Source organism: Cryomorphaceae bacterium (assembly GCA_017798125.1).
Taxonomy (GTDB): domain Bacteria; phylum Bacteroidota; class Bacteroidia; order Flavobacteriales; family ECT2AJA-044; genus ECT2AJA-044.
This window is the reverse complement of record CP059070.1, coordinates 423,229-440,095: the sequence shown is the minus strand read 5'-3', so window position 1 is coordinate 440,095 and position 16,867 is coordinate 423,229. Positions and strand designations below refer to the sequence as shown.

General features: G+C 51.4%; 12 protein-coding genes. 5 read left to right on the top strand and 7 right to left on the bottom strand.

Annotated features, from left to right (window positions below; translation table 11 throughout):
* Nucleotides 1-1,776 (top strand): O-antigen ligase family protein, encoded by a 1,776-nt coding sequence (locus HZ996_01870; GenBank protein ID QTN37936.1) that lies wholly within the window; start codon nt 1-3, stop codon nt 1,774-1,776.
* Here HZ996_01870 and HZ996_01865 read toward each other — a convergent pair.
* Nucleotides 1,736-4,150 (bottom strand): bifunctional UDP-N-acetylmuramoyl-tripeptide:D-alanyl-D-alanine ligase/alanine racemase, encoded by a 2,415-nt coding sequence (locus HZ996_01865; protein ID QTN37935.1) that lies wholly within the window; start codon nt 4,148-4,150, stop codon nt 1,736-1,738. The genes HZ996_01870 and HZ996_01865 overlap by 41 nt on opposite strands.
* The gene (locus HZ996_01860) at nt 4,147-4,734 is read right to left on the bottom strand and encodes a thymidine kinase (GenBank protein ID QTN37934.1); all 588 of its coding nucleotides are present in this window, start codon (nt 4,732-4,734) and stop codon (nt 4,147-4,149) included. The genes HZ996_01865 and HZ996_01860 overlap by 4 nt, the downstream gene beginning before the upstream one ends.
* A 54-nt stretch (nt 4,735-4,788) precedes the next feature.
* On the opposite strand from HZ996_01860, the gene HZ996_01855 reads away from it, so the two are divergent.
* From HZ996_01855 to recJ, 4 genes are read left to right on the top strand one after another with little or no spacing between them, the layout of a single operon-like run.
* The gene (locus HZ996_01855) at nt 4,789-5,361 is read left to right on the top strand and encodes a hypothetical protein (protein QTN37933.1); all 573 of its coding nucleotides are present in this window, start codon (nt 4,789-4,791) and stop codon (nt 5,359-5,361) included.
* A 1-nt stretch (nt 5,362) separates the two neighbouring features.
* On the top strand, nt 5,363-6,034 hold the full coding sequence (gene rsmI / locus HZ996_01850; protein QTN37932.1) for a 16S rRNA (cytidine(1402)-2'-O)-methyltransferase: 672 nt from the start codon (nt 5,363-5,365) through the stop codon (nt 6,032-6,034).
* A 23-nt stretch (nt 6,035-6,057) separates the two neighbouring features.
* Nucleotides 6,058-7,164 (top strand): bifunctional 3-deoxy-7-phosphoheptulonate synthase/chorismate mutase type II, encoded by a 1,107-nt coding sequence (locus tag HZ996_01845; GenBank protein ID QTN37931.1) that lies wholly within the window; start codon nt 6,058-6,060, stop codon nt 7,162-7,164.
* On the top strand, nt 7,161-8,873 hold the full coding sequence (gene recJ, locus HZ996_01840; protein QTN37930.1) for a single-stranded-DNA-specific exonuclease RecJ: 1,713 nt from the start codon (nt 7,161-7,163) through the stop codon (nt 8,871-8,873). The genes HZ996_01845 and recJ overlap by 4 nt, the downstream gene beginning before the upstream one ends.
* Here the strand turns inward: recJ and HZ996_01835 are convergent.
* From HZ996_01835 to rlmN, 5 genes are all read right to left on the bottom strand, one after another.
* Nucleotides 8,866-9,861, bottom strand: coding sequence for an alkaline phosphatase family protein (locus HZ996_01835; protein ID QTN37929.1), 996 nt, complete (start codon nt 9,859-9,861; stop codon nt 8,866-8,868). The two genes, recJ and HZ996_01835, sit on opposite strands and share 8 nt — an antisense overlap.
* 66 nt (nt 9,862-9,927) lie before the next feature.
* Nucleotides 9,928-12,651, bottom strand: a complete 2,724-nt coding sequence (locus tag HZ996_01830; protein QTN37928.1) for a TonB-dependent receptor — start codon at nt 12,649-12,651, stop codon at nt 9,928-9,930.
* A gap of 154 nt (nt 12,652-12,805) precedes the next feature.
* A complete protein-coding gene (locus tag HZ996_01825; protein QTN37927.1) occupies nt 12,806-14,779 on the bottom strand; it encodes a DNA primase in 1,974 nt (657 codons plus the stop codon).
* Nucleotides 14,780-14,806: 27 nt separating this feature from the next.
* Nucleotides 14,807-15,781: a polyprenyl synthetase family protein gene (locus tag HZ996_01820; GenBank protein ID QTN37926.1), complete on the bottom strand. Its 975-nt coding sequence runs from the start codon at nt 15,779-15,781 to the stop codon at nt 14,807-14,809.
* A gap of 36 nt (nt 15,782-15,817) precedes the next feature.
* Complete coding sequence (rlmN, locus tag HZ996_01815) at nt 15,818-16,861, bottom strand: 23S rRNA (adenine(2503)-C(2))-methyltransferase RlmN (protein QTN37925.1); 1,044 nt, start codon at nt 16,859-16,861, stop codon at nt 15,818-15,820.
* Between the last annotated feature and the right edge of the window lie 6 nt (nt 16,862-16,867).

The following is a 16,867-nucleotide window of genomic DNA, read 5'->3' as shown; positions in this document are numbered from 1 at the left end:
ATGCGATGGGATAAAGAATTAAAGACAAGGCTGTATTTCTATAGCCTTGTTTTTTTTGCGGCCACGATGCCATTTCAACGATGGGTTCCACCAACATGGGGCCTTATCGTTTTTTGGGCAGCTTGGCTCCTTCAGTATCCCTGGTCTTTACCCAAGCTCAAAAGTGCTCGCGTACTTTTTGCGGGTCAAATGGGTCTAGTCTTCTTGATTGCCCTGGGCGCATTCCTTTCGGACCACCCCTCATCCGCATGGGATGAATTTGGACGAATGACTCCCCTCTTCTTTGCTCCCTTGAGCGTGGCCCTCGGCCCTCGACTATCGCAGCGCCGCATTGACCAGATTTTTGACATCTTCGCCTGGTCCGTGGTGCTCAGCCTCCTTTTGAGTTTAGGATTTGGATGCGTCAACTACCTCCAATTCAAAGACACGGGCGATGCCGTCTCACCACTCAACTACCTCTTTTACAGCCGACTCTCCTTCTTCCTGGAACAGCAAGCGGCCTACACCGCACTTTATGCATTGTTTGCCTTGGGGATATTCACCAGAAGTAGTGCCTACGGCACGATGAAAAAGTTTGCGATCTTCTTTCTCACCGCAAGCCTTTTCTTATTGGCCTCCCGTACCCAAATTGCCCTTTTGGTTCTTCTCTTTCCCCTTTGGCTTATCCTTCAAAGCCCGCTCAAGAGCCCTCGTCAGAGTCGAATTCTTTTGGTGCTCTTCGTTCTTGGTTTTACCGCGGCACTCTTGGCACCACCGATGACCCGGAAGCGTGTTTTAGGGCTGGGTGAAGAGCTTAGCTCTACACTTGGGGCTTCGAGTCATGAGCGCATCAATAGCCGCTGGTACTTGTGGACCACTGCTGCTGAGCTTTGGTCTGAACGCCCACTTCTTGGATGGGGAACCCATGAAGCCGAACGTCTTTTGAGTGGAAAGGCCATACAGCAATTGCAAGAGGCAGCCGACACGATACCTCCCGCAGCAGTGGTGCAATCTGACCTTCAGTTTCGGGAGGCCTTCTTACGCGATTTTTATCCCTGGCCCGAAACGCCACCCGTCTATCTCGATGCTTCAAACACCGTTCCCGTTTCCTTTCGGGCGACACCCACTTCTACAGTAGATTGGAAAGGCGAAGAAGCCCGCTTTAAAAACGATAGTTCGGGCTTTGTGGGTCTGGCCTACACCGAATGCACTCCCGGACATTTGTACCGCATCTACTTCGAGGCCTTCGACCGCACTCGTGGAGGGGTGGCCGTCTGGCACAATAAAAAAGCCGTGACCTGGGCAAGGGAAAAAGCAGCTGGAGCGGGTTTAGAACGCGATGCCTATTTCGTCGCAGGAAAGCCTAAGGTGGAGTTCCTGTCGAGCAAATACATGGCCTCGGACGTGCGCTTGAGGCAAATGAAAATTTGGGACCTAGGACCTGTGACGCCTTCTCAAGCGCCGGTTCCTAAGCGCTTGGACAATGCCCTAGAGGTCTATGACAGCCATTTCAACACCCATAACCAATACCTTCAGATCGGTATTGATTACGGCTGGATTGGCGTTCTACTTTTTCTGGGGATTTTCATTTTCATAGGAATTCACGCGGTTCGGGAAAAAAACTGGGTGCTTGTGGTCCTCGTCGTGGCCTTGATGGGTTCGATGATGACCGAGCATATGCTGCTTCGAGAGACCGGCTTGTTTTTCTATGCGTTTTGGCTCTCTTTCGCCACTTATTTTGGTCTGGGATGGAAGGCTATTCCTGAAGGTACACCCGACGAACACGCGTCGAGATAGAAGTCAAGACTTCGTACGGAATGGTGCCCAACGCTCGGGCCAGGTCCAAGAGCTGCTCGGGCCGTTCAAATACCACAATTTCATCACCTTCTTGAATAGGGGCATCACCAATGTCCAGCATACACATGTCCATGCACACGCGTCCCGCGATCGGGAAGCCTTGATCTTTCCAGTACAGTTGGCCAACCCCTTCTCCCAAGCGTCGGGAAAGTCCATCGGCATACCCCAAGGATATGGTTGCTATTCGCGTATCCTTCTCCGCTTTAAAGGCACGTCCATAGCCCACTGTTTCCCCGGCTTTCACATGCTTGATTTGTGCTACTTCACTCACCCATCGCCCCACGAGGCGCAAGTGCTGCTGCTCCGAAGGGTCATTGGATACTCCGTAGAGCCCGATACCCAAACGAACAAGGTCGAACTGGGCTTGCGGGAAATTGGAGATACCGGATGAATTGAGGACATGTTTCAAGAAGGAATAGCCCAAGCCATCTTCAAGGGCTTGCGTACACCGTTCAAATCGGGCAATTTGCTCCAAGCTAAATGCACGTTCTTTCGGATCATCTGCCGCTGCCAGATGAGTAAAGGCGGCCTTAACTTGTATAGAAGTGGAGTCTTGAATGATGCGAATGGCATCTTCGAGGTCTTCTTCGGCCAATCCTAAACGATTCATTCCCGTTTCAATTTTCAGTTGAATGGGATAGCTTTTTACGCCGAGCATTTCGGCTTGAAGGACAAAGCGCTGCAAATGACCAAGGGAATAGATTTCCGGCTCAAGTTCGTGCTCAACGATGACCTCAAAATTGCGCTGCTCCGAATTTAAAACCAGAATCGGAAGGTCAATTCCTTGGCGACGCAAATGAACCCCTTCGTCGGGATAGGCGACAGCCAAATAGTCTACTTGATGGTAGCGCAAAATATTGGCGATTTCGAAGGTTCCCGTACCATAGCTGAAGGCTTTGACCATGGCCATGAGCTGGGTTCCCTTGTCGATTCGCTGCCTGAAATACCGCAAGTTGTGGGTGAGCAGATGGGTCCGAATTTCCAAGACAGTAGGGTGCTCACGGAATGAGAGTCTCCGCGCTACGCGTTCCAGAGCATAGGGGCGTGCTCCCTTGAGCAAGAGGGCGACATTTTGGAAGTCAAAAGTGTTGAGTTCTGCAAGGAGGCTTCCAGTGGAATCGAACCAATGAGCATCCTCGGGCAATTCATCCATGAACTGTTTCCATTGGGGCCCTACGACAATGAGTTGATGCGGATTAAAGTCCTTCAGACGTTGTGCTAAGCGACGATAGAGCCCTTCGTCGTGACTGTTTTCCACAAGGTCTGTCAAAACAATACTCTTCTTGGGATTCTGCTTTTGTTCGCTCAAAAAGCTCAAGGCATTCTCAATCGATTCCCAATCCGAGTTGTAAAAGTCGTTGATCAGCGTACTGCTGTTTCGGCCTCGGGTCAGCTGAACCCTCATCTCCACCTCCGGAAGTTTGCTCAATTCCGCTTTCAGTTTGTCTAAGTGAAGGCCCAAGGCGGTGGCGATGGCCGTAGCGTGGGCGGCGTCTTCTTGCCGCGCGGCATCCTTATAAGGGACTAACTCGGCCAGCTCATCCGTCCAGACTAGAAAGTCGCTTTCGGTTCGGCTCCAGCCCAAGAGTCGGGGTCTGACTTCCCAAGGATAGTCCTGAATGCCTTGAACAATCAAGGGATTATCAGCTTCGTATATGAGCACTGGACAGCCGTCAAATAGGCTCAGCTTTTCTTTGAGCTTCTCTTGCTGGTTGGGGAAGTTCTCCGCGTGTGCCTGGCCAATATTGGTGATGAGGCCAATGGTGGGCTCGAGCATTTCGCGCAAGGCGGCCATTTCTCCGGGCTGGCTGATCCCGGCTTCGAACACACCGACCTGGTGATCGGGCCGCAGGCCCAAAAGACTCAAGGCAACACCAATCTGGGAGTTGTAGCTCGAGGGCGTTTTGTGCACCTTTCCGTGTCCGGTGAGCAAGGTAGCGGCCCATTCCTTGACGATGGTTTTTCCGTTGCTACCGGTGATGGCAATCAAGGGCCCCTCAAAGCTTCGGCGATGTTCTGTGGCCAAATTTTGGAGGGCATCTAGAGTGTTTTCAACAAGGATAAAGGCGGCGCCCTCAAGTTCCTCAGTGGGCAAACTGGATACCAAAAAGCTCCGGACCCCGTGATCATAGGCATCCGAGAGGTACTTATGCCCGTCGTTTTGTTCCGTCTTGAGCGCTACAAAGAGGGCATTTAGGGGTTTGTTGATTCTTCGAGAATCGAAATAGACGCGTTGAATGACCCGATCATGATCATCGGAAGCATGGAGTTCTCCATGCGTGAATTCGGCCACTTGTTGGACCGAATACTTCACGACTCGGTCTTTTTCTGGGCTTCTTGAAAGGCCGATCGCGAAAGAGGCTCATATTCATTGCTCTCTCCAAGCACGATGAGGTCTTCTTCGGCGGTAATGCGATGTGAATAATGAGCAAGGTTACCGGTCTCCGCGCAGATGGCGTGTACCTTGGTGACGTACTCGGCGTGGGCCATGAGAAAGGGCATCGGCCCGAAGGGCACCCCTTTGTAATCCAAGTCCAAGCCCGCGACAATGACACGTTTTCCTTCGTTCGCCAGTTGATTACAGACATTGACAATTTCGTCATCAAAGAATTGCGCTTCGTCAATCCCTACCACGTCGACGTTCTGAGCGAGAATCAAAATATTGGCCGCCGCAGGTACGGGCGTGCTCTGAATGGCGTTTTGATCATGGGACACCACAGCGGTCTGATCGTATCGATCATCAACCGTTGGCTTAAAAATCTCCACCTGTTGCTTGGCGAATTTCGCTCGCTTCAATCGTCGGATGAGCTCTTCGGTCTTGCCGCTAAACATGCAGCCCGTGATGACCTCGATCCAGCCACTCTGCTTGGTGTGATTTATGGTGTTTTCCAGAAACATCGTCAGGGAAATATAGCGTAAAAATATACCTTTAACGAGAATAAACGGACATCGATGAAAGCAAAGGAGCGCCTTGCGGCGCGATTGGAACAACTGCGTACGAATTGGGACTCTGCCGAGGCTAGTGAATTGGTTCATTTGGCCCGTGACGTGTACGAGGGATTGGTGGAATTGCGCTATGCGGAAGAGCAGAATCCAAAGTCGGCCATTCCCCCGGCTCCGCCCGCGGACCGATTGATGGCATCGGATCCCCTGCCTTCATCTCCGAAATCCGCAACTCCTGCACCTGAGGTGCCTAAGGCAGTTGAGGTAAAAGCGGAAACACCAGAACCCGAGCAGGTCGCCCAAGTAGAAACGGCCATCCCGGCGGTGACTTCGGGAGACAAGAAGGGCCCGCAACCCTCAAAGATTTTAATTGACTTCAATGATCGATGGGCCTTTGTCAACAAGCTCTTTGATCGCAATCAGGACGATTTCAACCGGGTCATTTCCCAATTGAACACCATGAGCACCTTCGTGGAAGCGCGCAACTTCGTGGAACACGTCGTCAAGCCGGATTACAATTGGTCCGAGCAAGAGGAGTTTGAAACTCGATTCATGGAATTGATCGAACGTCACTTTAGCTGAGATGGGAAGGCTGGTGCTGGTGCCCACTCCGATTGGTAACCTCGGAGACATTACGCTCCGAGCTCTGGAGGTATTGAAGCAAGCCGATCTGATTCTAGCAGAGGATACCCGGACTTCTGGGAAATTACTGAAGCACTACGCTATTGATACGCCCATGCGCGCGTACCACATGCACAACGAACACAAGATCAGCGAATCGCTGGTCCGCGAATTGTCCGGAGAAGTGACCTATGCGCTCATCACCGATGCGGGAACGCCGGGAATTTCGGACCCGGGCTTTCTCTTGGCTCGTGCAGCGACGGAAGCTGGGGTGGAAGTCGAGTGCTTGCCGGGTGCCACGGCCATGATTCCTGCCGTAGTGGCCGCAGGCCTACCCAATGATCGCTTCACCTTTGAGGGTTTTTTGCCGGTGAAGAAAGGACGACAAACGCGACTGAAGGAATTGGCGGAAGAGCCGCGGACCATGGTGTTCTATGAGTCACCGCACAAGATTGTCAAGACCTTGGGTGATTTGAGCGATGTGTTTGGATCGGCCCGTAGGGCCACTCTTGTCCGGGAAATCAGCAAGCTGTACGAAACCTACCACCGCGGCACCCTCGGGGAGTTGCACGCCGAATTTGAGGCGAACAAAGCAAAGGGCGAACTCGTTTTGGTGGTCGAAGGGAAGCGCTAAAAACCCGTACTTTTGTATTGTCTATGAGCCCTACGGAACTTCATGTGGAGCCTTCGGTAGCCCGAGGTAAGGAACGTCCATTTTTGGTGGCCGGTCCGTGCAGTGCGGAAAGCGAAGAACAGGTCCATCAAACCATAGCCGAATTGGTGAAGCACGCTCGTGTGGATGTCATTCGTGCCGGTGTTTGGAAGCCGCGCACGCGTCCGGGATCCTTTGAAGGCATTGGAACGCCTGCTTTGCGCTGGTTGGACGAAGCCCGCCAAGAATTCGGATTGCCACTTGCAACAGAAGTGGCGAATGCCGAGCATGTGGAATGGGCCCTCAAGCATGATATTGAATACTTGTGGCTGGGTGCGCGCACCACGGTGAATCCCTTTTACGTACAGGAAATTGCCAACGCCTTGAAAGGGACTGATCGCAAAGTGTGGGTGAAGAATCCCCTGCACCCGGATATCGGACTGTGGATTGGCGCTCTTGAACGAGTGAACCGCGCCGGAATTACGGATATGGCGGCCATTCATCGAGGCTTTTTTGCCTACGACAGCAAGCCGTATCGGAATGAACCCAAATGGGAGTTGGCCATCGAAATGCGTCGATTGGCTCCCGATTTACCCATTCTTTGCGACCCGAGCCACATTGCCGGAACACCTGGACTCATTTCTGAAGTGAGTCAAACGGCGCTCGATTTGAATATGGATGGGTTGATGATCGAATCGCATTGGAACCCTTCGGTGGCTTTGAGCGATGCGCAGCAGCAAGTGACGCCGCGCAGACTCGGGGAAATTATGAGCGGACTTGTGCTTCGCGATACCTCTTCTGAGGATGCCCTTTTCTTGAGCAAGCTGAAAACGCTACGAGAGCGCATTGATGAAATTGACAGCGAATTGATCGAGGTATTGGCTCGACGGATCCGCGTTGTAGAGGAGATTGGAGCATTCAAGAAGGATCGAAACGTCGCTGTATTCCAATTGGACCGCTGGTTCGAAATCTTGGAAACGCGATCGGATTGGGGTGAGGAACAAAGTCTTTATCGCGAGTTGGTCGAAGAGCTCTTTAAGCTGATCCACAAGCACTCGGTACGTACCCAAACAGATATGACCCACCGGGTCGAAGAAGATCCGACCGCATGAGGAAAGCGCGGTGGCGGATGAAGCCCACACCCAAGGGGAGCGTGGTGGAGCAGTTGCGCTCAGAGCTCGGAGTTCCGGGAACCATTGCCCAGTTGATGGCACAGCGTGGGATCACCAGTTACCAGGAGGCAGAATCTTTTTTCAAACCTAGATTGGAAGATCTTCACGATCCATTCACCATGGCGGATCTCGAAAAGGCCGCGGATCGATTGCACACCGCACTCGAACAAGAAGAGCGCATCCTGGTCTACGGGGACTACGATGTGGACGGGACTACTGCCGTTGCACTGGTCTATACCTTTTTGGAACCCTACACGGAGCATTTGGATTTCTACATCCCGGACCGATACGCTGAGGGCTATGGCCTTTCTCGCACAGGAATGGAGTATGCGGTGGACAACGATTTTGACCTAATTATTGCACTGGATTGCGGCGTTAAGGCCATTGAGGAAATCACCTGGGTTCAAGAGCGTGGGGTCGATGTCATTGTTGCCGATCATCACCGTCCGGGTGCTCAGTTGCCGCCGGCTTATGCCGTCCTAGACCCTAAACGTTCGGATTGCGATTACCCCTTTAAGGAGCTCTGTGGTGCTGGTGTAGGATTCAAACTGATGCAAGGGCTTTCCCGCAAAAAAGGACTGGACGAACAGGCTTTGGTTCGTTTCCTCGATTTGGTCGCGGTGGCCATTGCAGCGGACATGGTGCCTGTCACGGGCGAGAACCGCATCCTGAGTTATTTTGGCCTGGAACGCTTGAATACTGAGCCCAGTCCCGGGCTGCAGGCATTTGTCCGGCTTTCTAAGGTGGCCAATAGGCTTTCGAGCACCGATGTCATGTTTAAGATTGCACCCAAAATCAATGCGGCCGGTCGTATGGAGCACGGTCGTTTGGCGGTGGAGTTATTGATCGAGAAGGATGGCCAATTGGCCCTGCAAAAAGCGCACGGCTTGGAAACAGCAAATGAGGAACGTCGGCGGACGGATGAATCGACTACCCTCGAAGCCTTGGCGCAGATCGAAAACGAAATCTCAGAGGACGCCTACAGTACGGTCGTTTATCAACCCGAGTGGCATAAAGGTGTTGTGGGGATTGTGGCCTCCCGATTGATTGAGAAGTTCTATCGGCCCACAGTTGTCTTGACCAAATCCAATGGAGTGCTGGCGGGCTCCGCTCGGTCAGTTCACAACTTTGATGTTTATGCAGCCCTCGAGGCCTGTTCGGAGCACTTAGAGCAATTCGGAGGCCATATGTATGCGGCGGGCATGACGCTTCGAGAAGAGCAGCTTGAGGGATTTAAAGCGGCCTTTGAAGAAGTTGTGGGGGAACGGATCACCGAGCATCAACGCCAGCGGGAAATTGAAATTGATCTCGAGGTGGATATTGATGAGCTTTCGCCTAAGTTTTATCGTCTGCTGCGTCGCTTTGAACCCTTTGGTCCAGAGAATCCCGTTCCGGTTTTTTGTGCTCGTGAATTGCGGACGCGAAGTCCTTATGTCATGGCCATAGGAAAGCAGCGTGATCATTTGAAAATGACCCTCACGGGTGAAGGCGCTACAAAAAGCATGGAAGCCATTGGCTTTGGCATGAGTGAATGGGTGCCGTCATTGGAGAATGGACACAGCTTTCATGCCGTTTTTGAGCTCAATGAAAATCACTGGATGGGTCATACGACCTTGCAGCTCTTGGTGAAAGACCTAGACCTTACTTGACTTCGGTCCGAATCAGTGATTCACCTCCCGGTCCCTTGACGTGAACTGATACCCGCGGCAATTCTTCGGACCAGTCAATTTCAACGAGACCGTAGTTACGACTGATGGCTCTTTCAAGCCGATATGGATTTTCCTCGTCGTATTCATCGGTCCACGTATTGGTGAGTCCACTCGTGGTCATTTCGTAGACTTCGTATTCTTCTTCCAACAAAATCATCGAAACCTCCCCGATGTGACGGTCACCGCTGATGAGCACAAGACCTTCGGGTTGGGTTTCGGAAAGCAATTTGAAGAACCGTTCCCGTTCGAGCGGGAAGTTGCTCCATTTCTCATACGGGTGCCGAGACGAGATGATTTGAATACTGGAGACGACAATATTCACTTGCGCGGGTGAATTCTTGAGCTCTCCTTCGAGCCACTTCCATTGTTCTTCTCCAAGCAGTTCACCTTCTGGATCCTTGTAGTAGCGCTGTCCTGCATCCGCATTGGCACGTCCCAGAGGATCTCGAAAATAACGCGTGTCCAGCAGGATGATGCGGACCTGTTGGCCCTTGGGGCCATAGGTATAGCTTTGGTAGGCTCCGTCGTGCAGGTGATCGGGGTGATCTTCGGGATAGTCCAGAAAGTCGAACATCAGTTTCTTAGAAGCGTCCTTGCGCGGATAGGTACGGTCTCCATCGTTGACACCGTAGTCGTGATCGTCCCAAACGCCAATGACCGGGGTCTTCGAGATGAGATCTTGGTATCCCGGATGGGCCTTCTGGCGTGCGTATTTGTCTTTAATCGTGTCGAGATGATCGGAGTCCGCGTAAATGATGTCGCCGAGCCAAACCCATAAATCGGCGTTCTCGGCATTGATTTCATCCCACATCTGCATCTCCGGCATGTCTTGCTTGGAACAGCTTCCCAAAGCAATTTTAGTGAGCGCAGCTTCTTCTTGGGCGTGAAGAGAAAAGGGGAGGAGAAAGAGGAGTAAGAGTCTTTTCATATAGGGAAGATAAAAAAAGGGAGCCGACCGAAGTGGGCTCCCTTTTCTTCATAGCGCTGATCGCGATTAGAATCGAACGTTCAATCCTACGTTCCAAGTACGACCGAAACCGTACCATACACGTGAGCTTTCCAAACGCTCTTGATCTGTTTGCGTATCGTCTCCACGATCCTGAGCTTCCATCACGAAGATTTCGTCAAACAAGTTGTTGACGTTTCCGCGAAGAACAGCATCGTATCCGAAGAGGTCGAATTTCCAAGTCAAACCTGCGTCCACCAATTGGTAAGATGGAAGTTCGAATGGCTGGATACCTTGATCCGCTTCAGAAGTACGGTCGCTAGGCTGGAAGCTCGCATAAATACGATCGTATACAGACCAGCTCGCGTCGATCGTGATGCCGAATGGGAAGCGGTAGCTTGCGCCCAACATTCCAGTCGTTTGTGCAGCGTCTCCAACGTTCAAACCATCTACGTAGAAGGTCTCTTCACCAATGACGTTTTGGTCGTCATCCTGAATAACACCGCTCGCAGTTCCTTGCCATTTCCAGTCTCCGAAGGATCCCATGACCATCAATTCCAAGTTGCTCACCGGACGGATGCGGGCATCAACTTCAATTCCTTGGTGAAGGGCATCTACTCCAAGTACGTTTGCAAAGCGAAGGTTTCCGTCATCATCAGTCTCAGAGAATGACTCGGCTTTGTTTTGCCATAGCGTGTAGTACCCGTTCACGTTTACAGAGAACCAATTGTTTCGGTAGCCATAGCCAATCTCGAAAGCCGTAGTGGTTTCGTTCTCAGCTTCTTTGTTGATGTCTACGTTGTTGAAGCGTGGGAAGACGATGTCGAAGTAAGGAGCACGAGACAATTGTCCAGCATTTACGAAGACATTGTTGTTTTCGTCAATATTGAAGTTCGCTCCTGCCTTTATATTGTATCCGAGGTAGTTCAACTTCTCACTCGTAGTTGGCCCACTGTTGAATTCGTCGTAACGCTCATAAGAGATGTTCGACAAGCTCAAGCTCAAGAAGGCGCTCAAACGATCTTTAGAGTATTCAAACTCTCCAAAGACTCCCGCCCAGTTGATTTGCTCTTGGTTGGAGTAATCGATACGGTTTTCCGTATCCTCCGTTCCGAAGAAGTTCAAAGCGTCGTTTCCTGGACGAACCAAGTTTCCGAGCTCATTGTCGTCGCGCACACCATCGCCGTTGAAGTCAACCCAGTCGAGTTGTGCAGCTGAGATTTGACGACTGTCTTGGTCAAACCACCATTCAGCACCCAAAAGATCAACGGTCTTGCGGTAGTGATCTCCATAGTACCAGCGAAGGTCAACTCCTGTGTTCAAACGCAAATTGTCGGTGATGTCCCAAGTCAATGTAGACAAGGCGCCGAACCACTGGTGCTCGTTCATTGAAGCACGCTTAATAGTTCCACCGGTTTCTTTGTTCGCGATGAAAGCCGTTCCGCTATCTCCTGCAGCCGTGGCATAGTTCAAGGCTTGGAGTGTATCACCACCAAGTGCGTTCTGACCAGAGTTCCAAGCGACGATGTCGTCGAAGTTTACCTCTCCATTGTAGTCACGTGGCAATTGGAATTCGCGACGACTTCCAATATCTCCGGTACCACCACCGCGGCCTGAAGATCCGTAAACAGAAGTCGAAAGGAAGGTCTTTTCGTTGATGTTCCAATACCAGTTTAAAGCCGCTTGAGGCTTGTGGTAGAAGTTGTCTCTCCAACCGTAAGCTTGGTTGCCTTTATAACCCCAGTCATCGTTGTAGCGGATTCCGTACTTCTGGAAATCGCTGTAGCGGTGCTGGAAGCTACGCTGACCGTGCTTCTGAGGTGCTCCGAACACAGTGAAGACCAATTGGTGGTCTTGGTTGATTTCTTTCGCTACAGAAAGGAAGTAGCTCCAAGCATCGATGTATCCGTTGTTGATGTATCCATCACCCGTTGTGCGTGAACCGCTGAAGGTCACCGCCCAGCCATTGTCCAAGCGGCCGGTAGATAAGGTCAATTGAGTTTTCTGGAAGTTGTCGTTTCCAATCATGGTTCCGATGCTTCCACCTTTCTCTTGGTCAGTTGTTTTGGTGATGATGTTGATGGTACCACCTACAGAAGTGATCGCCAATTTTGAAGCTCCGAGTCCACGCTGTACTTGAATGGTACGGGTTACATCACCCAAACCAGCCCAGTTCGACCAGTATACTCGGTTGTCTTCCATTCCGTTCACGGGAATACCATTGATCAACAAGGCCACATTCTCTTGCGAGAATCCACGAACGGTAATTCGCGAGTCACCGAATCCACCAGCTCCTTTCGTCGCATAGATGGAAGGTGTGTTTTTCATGGCCTCCGGGAATTCTTGGTTACCCAACTTAGTCTGAATCTCCGCAGCATCGATCGTAGAAACAGCTACTGGCGTTTCACGATCTACCGCGACATCCGCGATGAGGTTGACCTGGTTCAAGCCAATTGAGCTTGAAGCTAAAGACAGCTCTCCGAGGTCGGCAGTTTGCCCGTCTCGAACAGTTACGTTTTCCGTCATTTCGGTGTAACCGATGAAGGAAATGTGCAATTCATGATCGCCTGCAGGTGCCCTAAAAGAAAAAGAGCCGTCAAAACTTGACGACGTCCCTAAAGATGCTCCTTTTACTACGATGTTTGCTCCGACAATCGCTTCGCCTGTCTCCGCGTCGACGACTGTTCCTGTGATCGTTCCTTGTGCCATGGCTCCCCACGAAAACGCGAGGCAGAAAATGGCCAAGAAACTCCATTTTAGTTTGTTGTGCATTTTGAAACTAGGTTTAGTTTGAGTCAAAAGTAAGGAGAGCTCACGCTCTATACTTTACGAGTAAGTTAAGTTGATTTTACCTTCGAATAAAAACCCAAGTTGTTAACACGGGTCGGAGTCTGTTGATAAACAGAAGCTTAGTGTAAAAAGGACACTATAGAATGCGCCCCAGCGGCTTGCTCAGGTGCTCGGCCACTTGATTCAGTTTTAAAAGACGTTGCAGATGTGCTTGCCGTGTAGCGTCGTCGAGTTCCTTTTTGAGCTCTTCGGTAACTTCTTTCCGAAGCAGCAGCACCTTCCTTTCCTTGAATCGTAGGACTTTCTGGCGCATGTCCTCTTCAATCTTCGACTCGCGCGTCGCCACAAAAATTTGTCGCTTACTCCAATCGCTCAACTCGTAGGGCTCACTCAGAAGCTCACTGGCCAAGGCCGAAAGTTCCTGGTCCTCACTTCGTACAAAGAACTGACCGTCACGTACTTCGCCTTCATCGATCCCTTCCACAATGCTGTTGAAAACTTTAGCAAAACGCTCATCGCGAAAGGACAATCCATCGCCCAAAATATCTTCCACGACCAATTCGGCCAGTGAAATCTGCTCGGTCCGATCTTCTTCAGCGTGCACTTCTTCGTCCCATTCCGGATTTTCTATTTCCATCCCATGACTCCCGTGATTCAGGAGCAGGGCAATGATTCCTTTTTCCTGCTCAAAATCTTCGGGCAGGGTAGGTTTACTTGGGCCCTTAACGGGCCGATGGACCACGCTCATCGGATCCTCAACCTCCCGTTCCGAGCTGCGCTGTTCGCGTTTGCGTTGATTGTTCTGATCCTTTCGACGCTGCTGGGCTAGCTCGTTGTACAAGACGTCTTCGCCCATCTCAAACATCCGGGCCGTCTCCCGAACGTACACATCACGTGTAATGCGATCGGGAATCTTACTCACGCTGGTCAGGATTTCCCGAATGAGGGCTGCTCGTCGAACTGGATCACCTTTGGCCTCTTCGAGCAAGAGCTGGCTCTTGAACTGCAGGAAGTCTTTGGCTTCGGCATCCAAATAGGCCGTGACTTCTTCATTAGATCGGCTCTTGGCAAAGCTGTCTGGATCCTCTCCGTCTGGGAAGAGCACCACCTTCACATTCATGCCTTCCGACAAGATCAAGTCAATTCCGCGGAACGATGCCCGGATCCCCGCGGGATCTCCGTCATATAGGATGACCACATTTGGCGTATACCTCCGAATCAACCGAATTTGATCGGGAGTCAGGGCAGTACCCGAACTCGCAACGACATTCTTAATCCCGGCCTGATAAAGACTGATGACGTCGGTATACCCTTCAACCAAATAGCAAACGTCTTCTTTGACAATGGTCTGCTTGGCCTGGTATATACCATAGAGCACCTTACTCTTAGAATAGATGCTCGTCTCCGGGGAGTTGACGTATTTCGCAACGCTCTTGTCGCTTTTCAAGGTGCGACCTCCAAAGGCAATGACCCGTCCACTCAAGTTGTGAATGGGGAACATGACGCGCCCTTTGAATCGGTCAAATTTCTTTGCCCCTTCATCCCGGACAATGGTCAGTCCGGCTTTGTCCAAATACTCTAATTGATACCCTGCTTCAATGGCGCTGTCCGTCAAGGCCGTCCACTGATCGGGGTTGTAGCCCAGCTGAAAGTCTTCAATGGTCTGATCGCTAAAGCCTCGTTCGCGTAAGTAGCCATAAGCAATGGCGCGCCCTTCATCGGTCTTGAGTTGGTCGTGAAACCACTCTGCGGCGAACTTGCTGACGATAAACAAGCTCTCCCGCTCATTGGCAGCTTTGAGCTCTTCGGGCGTTTGTTCTTTTTCCTCGATTTCGATCCCGTACTTGTCTGCGAGGTAGCGCAAGGCTTCGGGGTACGTGAAGTGCTCGTGCTCCATCAGGAAGTTCACAACACTGCCACCTTTCCCACTGGAAAAGTCCTTATAGATCTGCTTGGCGGGACTGACCACAAAGCTCGGTGTCTTCTCGTTGGAGAAAGGACTCAATCCCTTTAGGTTGGACCCGGACCGCTTCAATTGTACGAATTCGCCAATCACCTCCTCGATTCGGGCAGCTTCAAAAATTCGGTCAACAGTCTCCTTTGGGATCATCCCTCGAATATAAAGATTTGAGAGGGCTTATTGGTCGCGGTCGATCACGTAATTCACCAAGTCGCGCAAGCTGTTTTTTGCGTCGCTCTCTGGGTACTCATCGAGGAGGGCAAGCGCTCCATCTCGATACTCCAACATTTTCTTTTGCGCGTACTCAATTCCGCCACTGGCGTTCACATAATCGATGACTTCCTTGACCCGATCGGGCTCCAAGTTGTGGTTCTTCACCGTATTAATGATTCGCCTTTTGTCCTTGCGCTCCGCATGTTCCAGGGCGTAGATCAAAGGCAAAGTCATCTTTTGTTCCTTGATGTCGATTCCAACAGGCTTGCCAATCTTTCCGACGGCTGCGTAGTCAAATAAATCATCCTTGATTTGAAAGGCAATGCCCACCTTCAATCCAAACTCCCGCATGCGTTCAATCACTGCCTCATCTCTGTTGACGCTTGCGGCCCCAGCCGCACAACAAGCGGCAATCAGCGTTGCCGTTTTTTGCTCAATGATGTCGAAGTAAATGTCTTCTTTGATGTCCAAACGACGGGCTTTCTCGATCTGAAGGAGCTCCCCTTCACTCATTTCGCGAACGGCATTGCTCACGATTTCCAGCAGGTGGTAGTCCTTGTTCTCGACAGAAAGCAGAAGCCCGCGTGAAAGCAAGTAATCACCCACGAGTACAGCAATCTTATTCTTCCAAAGGGCATTGAGGGAGAAGAAACCGCGACGCATATTGGCATCGTCTACTACATCGTCATGAACGAGGGTCGCTGTATGCAGCAGCTCAATGAGCGCTGCGGCGCGATGCGTACTTTCGTCCAGTTCCCCATTGAGTTGAGCGCTCAAGAAGACAAACATGGGACGCATCTGTTTGCCCTTGCGTTTAACGATGTAATGCGTGATGCGATCAAGTAGGGGGACACGACTGGCCATCGAGGCGCGGAACTTCTTTTCGAATTCCGCCATCTCGCTTGCAATCGGTTGCTTTATGTGGTCGAGTTGGCCCATGCGCGCAGCCAAATGTACGGCAAAAAGGACAACCGTTTAGGCGCTTTCCTTGTTCGCCAACTGGCCGCAAGCAGCGTCGATATCTTGCCCGCGACTGATGCGAACATTCACCACGACTCCTTCCGCACGCAAGCGCTCAATGTAGTGCTCCAATTGAGGTCCGGCGACGGGAACAAATCGAGTGTCGCCAATGGGGTTGTATTGGATGAGGTTCACCTTGGACGGGACCAAACGGCAAAACTCCAACAGCGCGTCGATGTCTTCGTCCTGGTCGTTGATTCCTTCCCAGACGACGTATTCGTAAGTCACCTTTTTTCCGGTCTTCCCGTGGAAGTACTTCAAAGCATCCTTCAGTTGATCGAGCGGGTTGTGCTCGGTAAAGGGCATGATGTCTTTTCGAACGACTTCTCGGCCCGAATGCAGACTCAAGGCCAAATTGAACTTGACGTCATCATCGGCCAATCGACGAATACCCTTGGCCACTCCGACCGTACTGAGGGTAATCCTCTTCGAGGCCATACCCAGTCCCTCGGGAGAAGTAATTTTGTCGATGGCCGCCATCACGTTTTTGTAGTTCATGAGCGGCTCACCCATACCCATCAAGACGATATTGGTCAGGGGCCGATCAAAGTAGAGCTCCGCCTGTTCTTTGATGGCCACGACCTGATCGTAAATCTCGTCCGGGTTCAAATTGCGCATCCGCTTTAATCGCGCCGTAGCGCAAAACTGACAGTCCAAACTACACCCCACTTGCGAACTAATGCAGGCTGTGATTCGCGTGTCGGTGGGAATGAGAACACTTTCGACCACGAGACCGTCGTGCAGCTTGATGGCATTCTTGATGGTCCCATCGGAGCTGCGCTGCATCTTGTCCACATGGATGTGGTTAATGCTGAAGTGGGCCTCCAGGTGTTCACGCAAACCCTTGGATAGGTTGGTCATGTCGGAGAAACCCTTCGCGCTTTTGTTCCAGAGCCATTCATAGACCTGGTCCCCGCGAAAGGCCTTGTCGCCCATCTCCACAAAATAGCCGCGCAAATCTGCTCTGCTCAGCGCTCGGATGTCTCGTTTTTTTGACATGGGGCA

Bases quoted from the DNA above. Each gene is read 5' to 3' on its own strand.
- HZ996_01870 (QTN37936.1), top strand. From the start codon at position 1: ATGCGATGGGATAAAGAATTAAAGACAAGGCTGTATTTCTATAGCCTT.
- HZ996_01860 (QTN37934.1), bottom strand. From the start codon at position 4,734: ATGTTTCTGGAAAACACCATAAATCACACCAAGCAGAGTGGCTGGATC.
- HZ996_01855 (QTN37933.1), top strand. From the start codon at position 4,789: ATGAAAGCAAAGGAGCGCCTTGCGGCGCGATTGGAACAACTGCGTACG.
- rsmI (QTN37932.1), top strand. From the start codon at position 5,363: ATGGGAAGGCTGGTGCTGGTGCCCACTCCGATTGGTAACCTCGGAGAC.
- HZ996_01845 (QTN37931.1), top strand. From the start codon at position 6,058: ATGAGCCCTACGGAACTTCATGTGGAGCCTTCGGTAGCCCGAGGTAAG.
- recJ (QTN37930.1), top strand. From the start codon at position 7,161: ATGAGGAAAGCGCGGTGGCGGATGAAGCCCACACCCAAGGGGAGCGTG.
- HZ996_01835 (QTN37929.1), bottom strand. From the start codon at position 9,861: ATGAAAAGACTCTTACTCCTCTTTCTCCTCCCCTTTTCTCTTCACGCC.
- HZ996_01830 (QTN37928.1), bottom strand. From the start codon at position 12,651: ATGCACAACAAACTAAAATGGAGTTTCTTGGCCATTTTCTGCCTCGCG.
- HZ996_01825 (QTN37927.1), bottom strand. From the start codon at position 14,779: ATGATCCCAAAGGAGACTGTTGACCGAATTTTTGAAGCTGCCCGAATC.
- HZ996_01820 (QTN37926.1), bottom strand. From the start codon at position 15,781: ATGGGCCAACTCGACCACATAAAGCAACCGATTGCAAGCGAGATGGCG.
- rlmN (QTN37925.1), bottom strand. From the start codon at position 16,861: ATGTCAAAAAAACGAGACATCCGAGCGCTGAGCAGAGCAGATTTGCGC.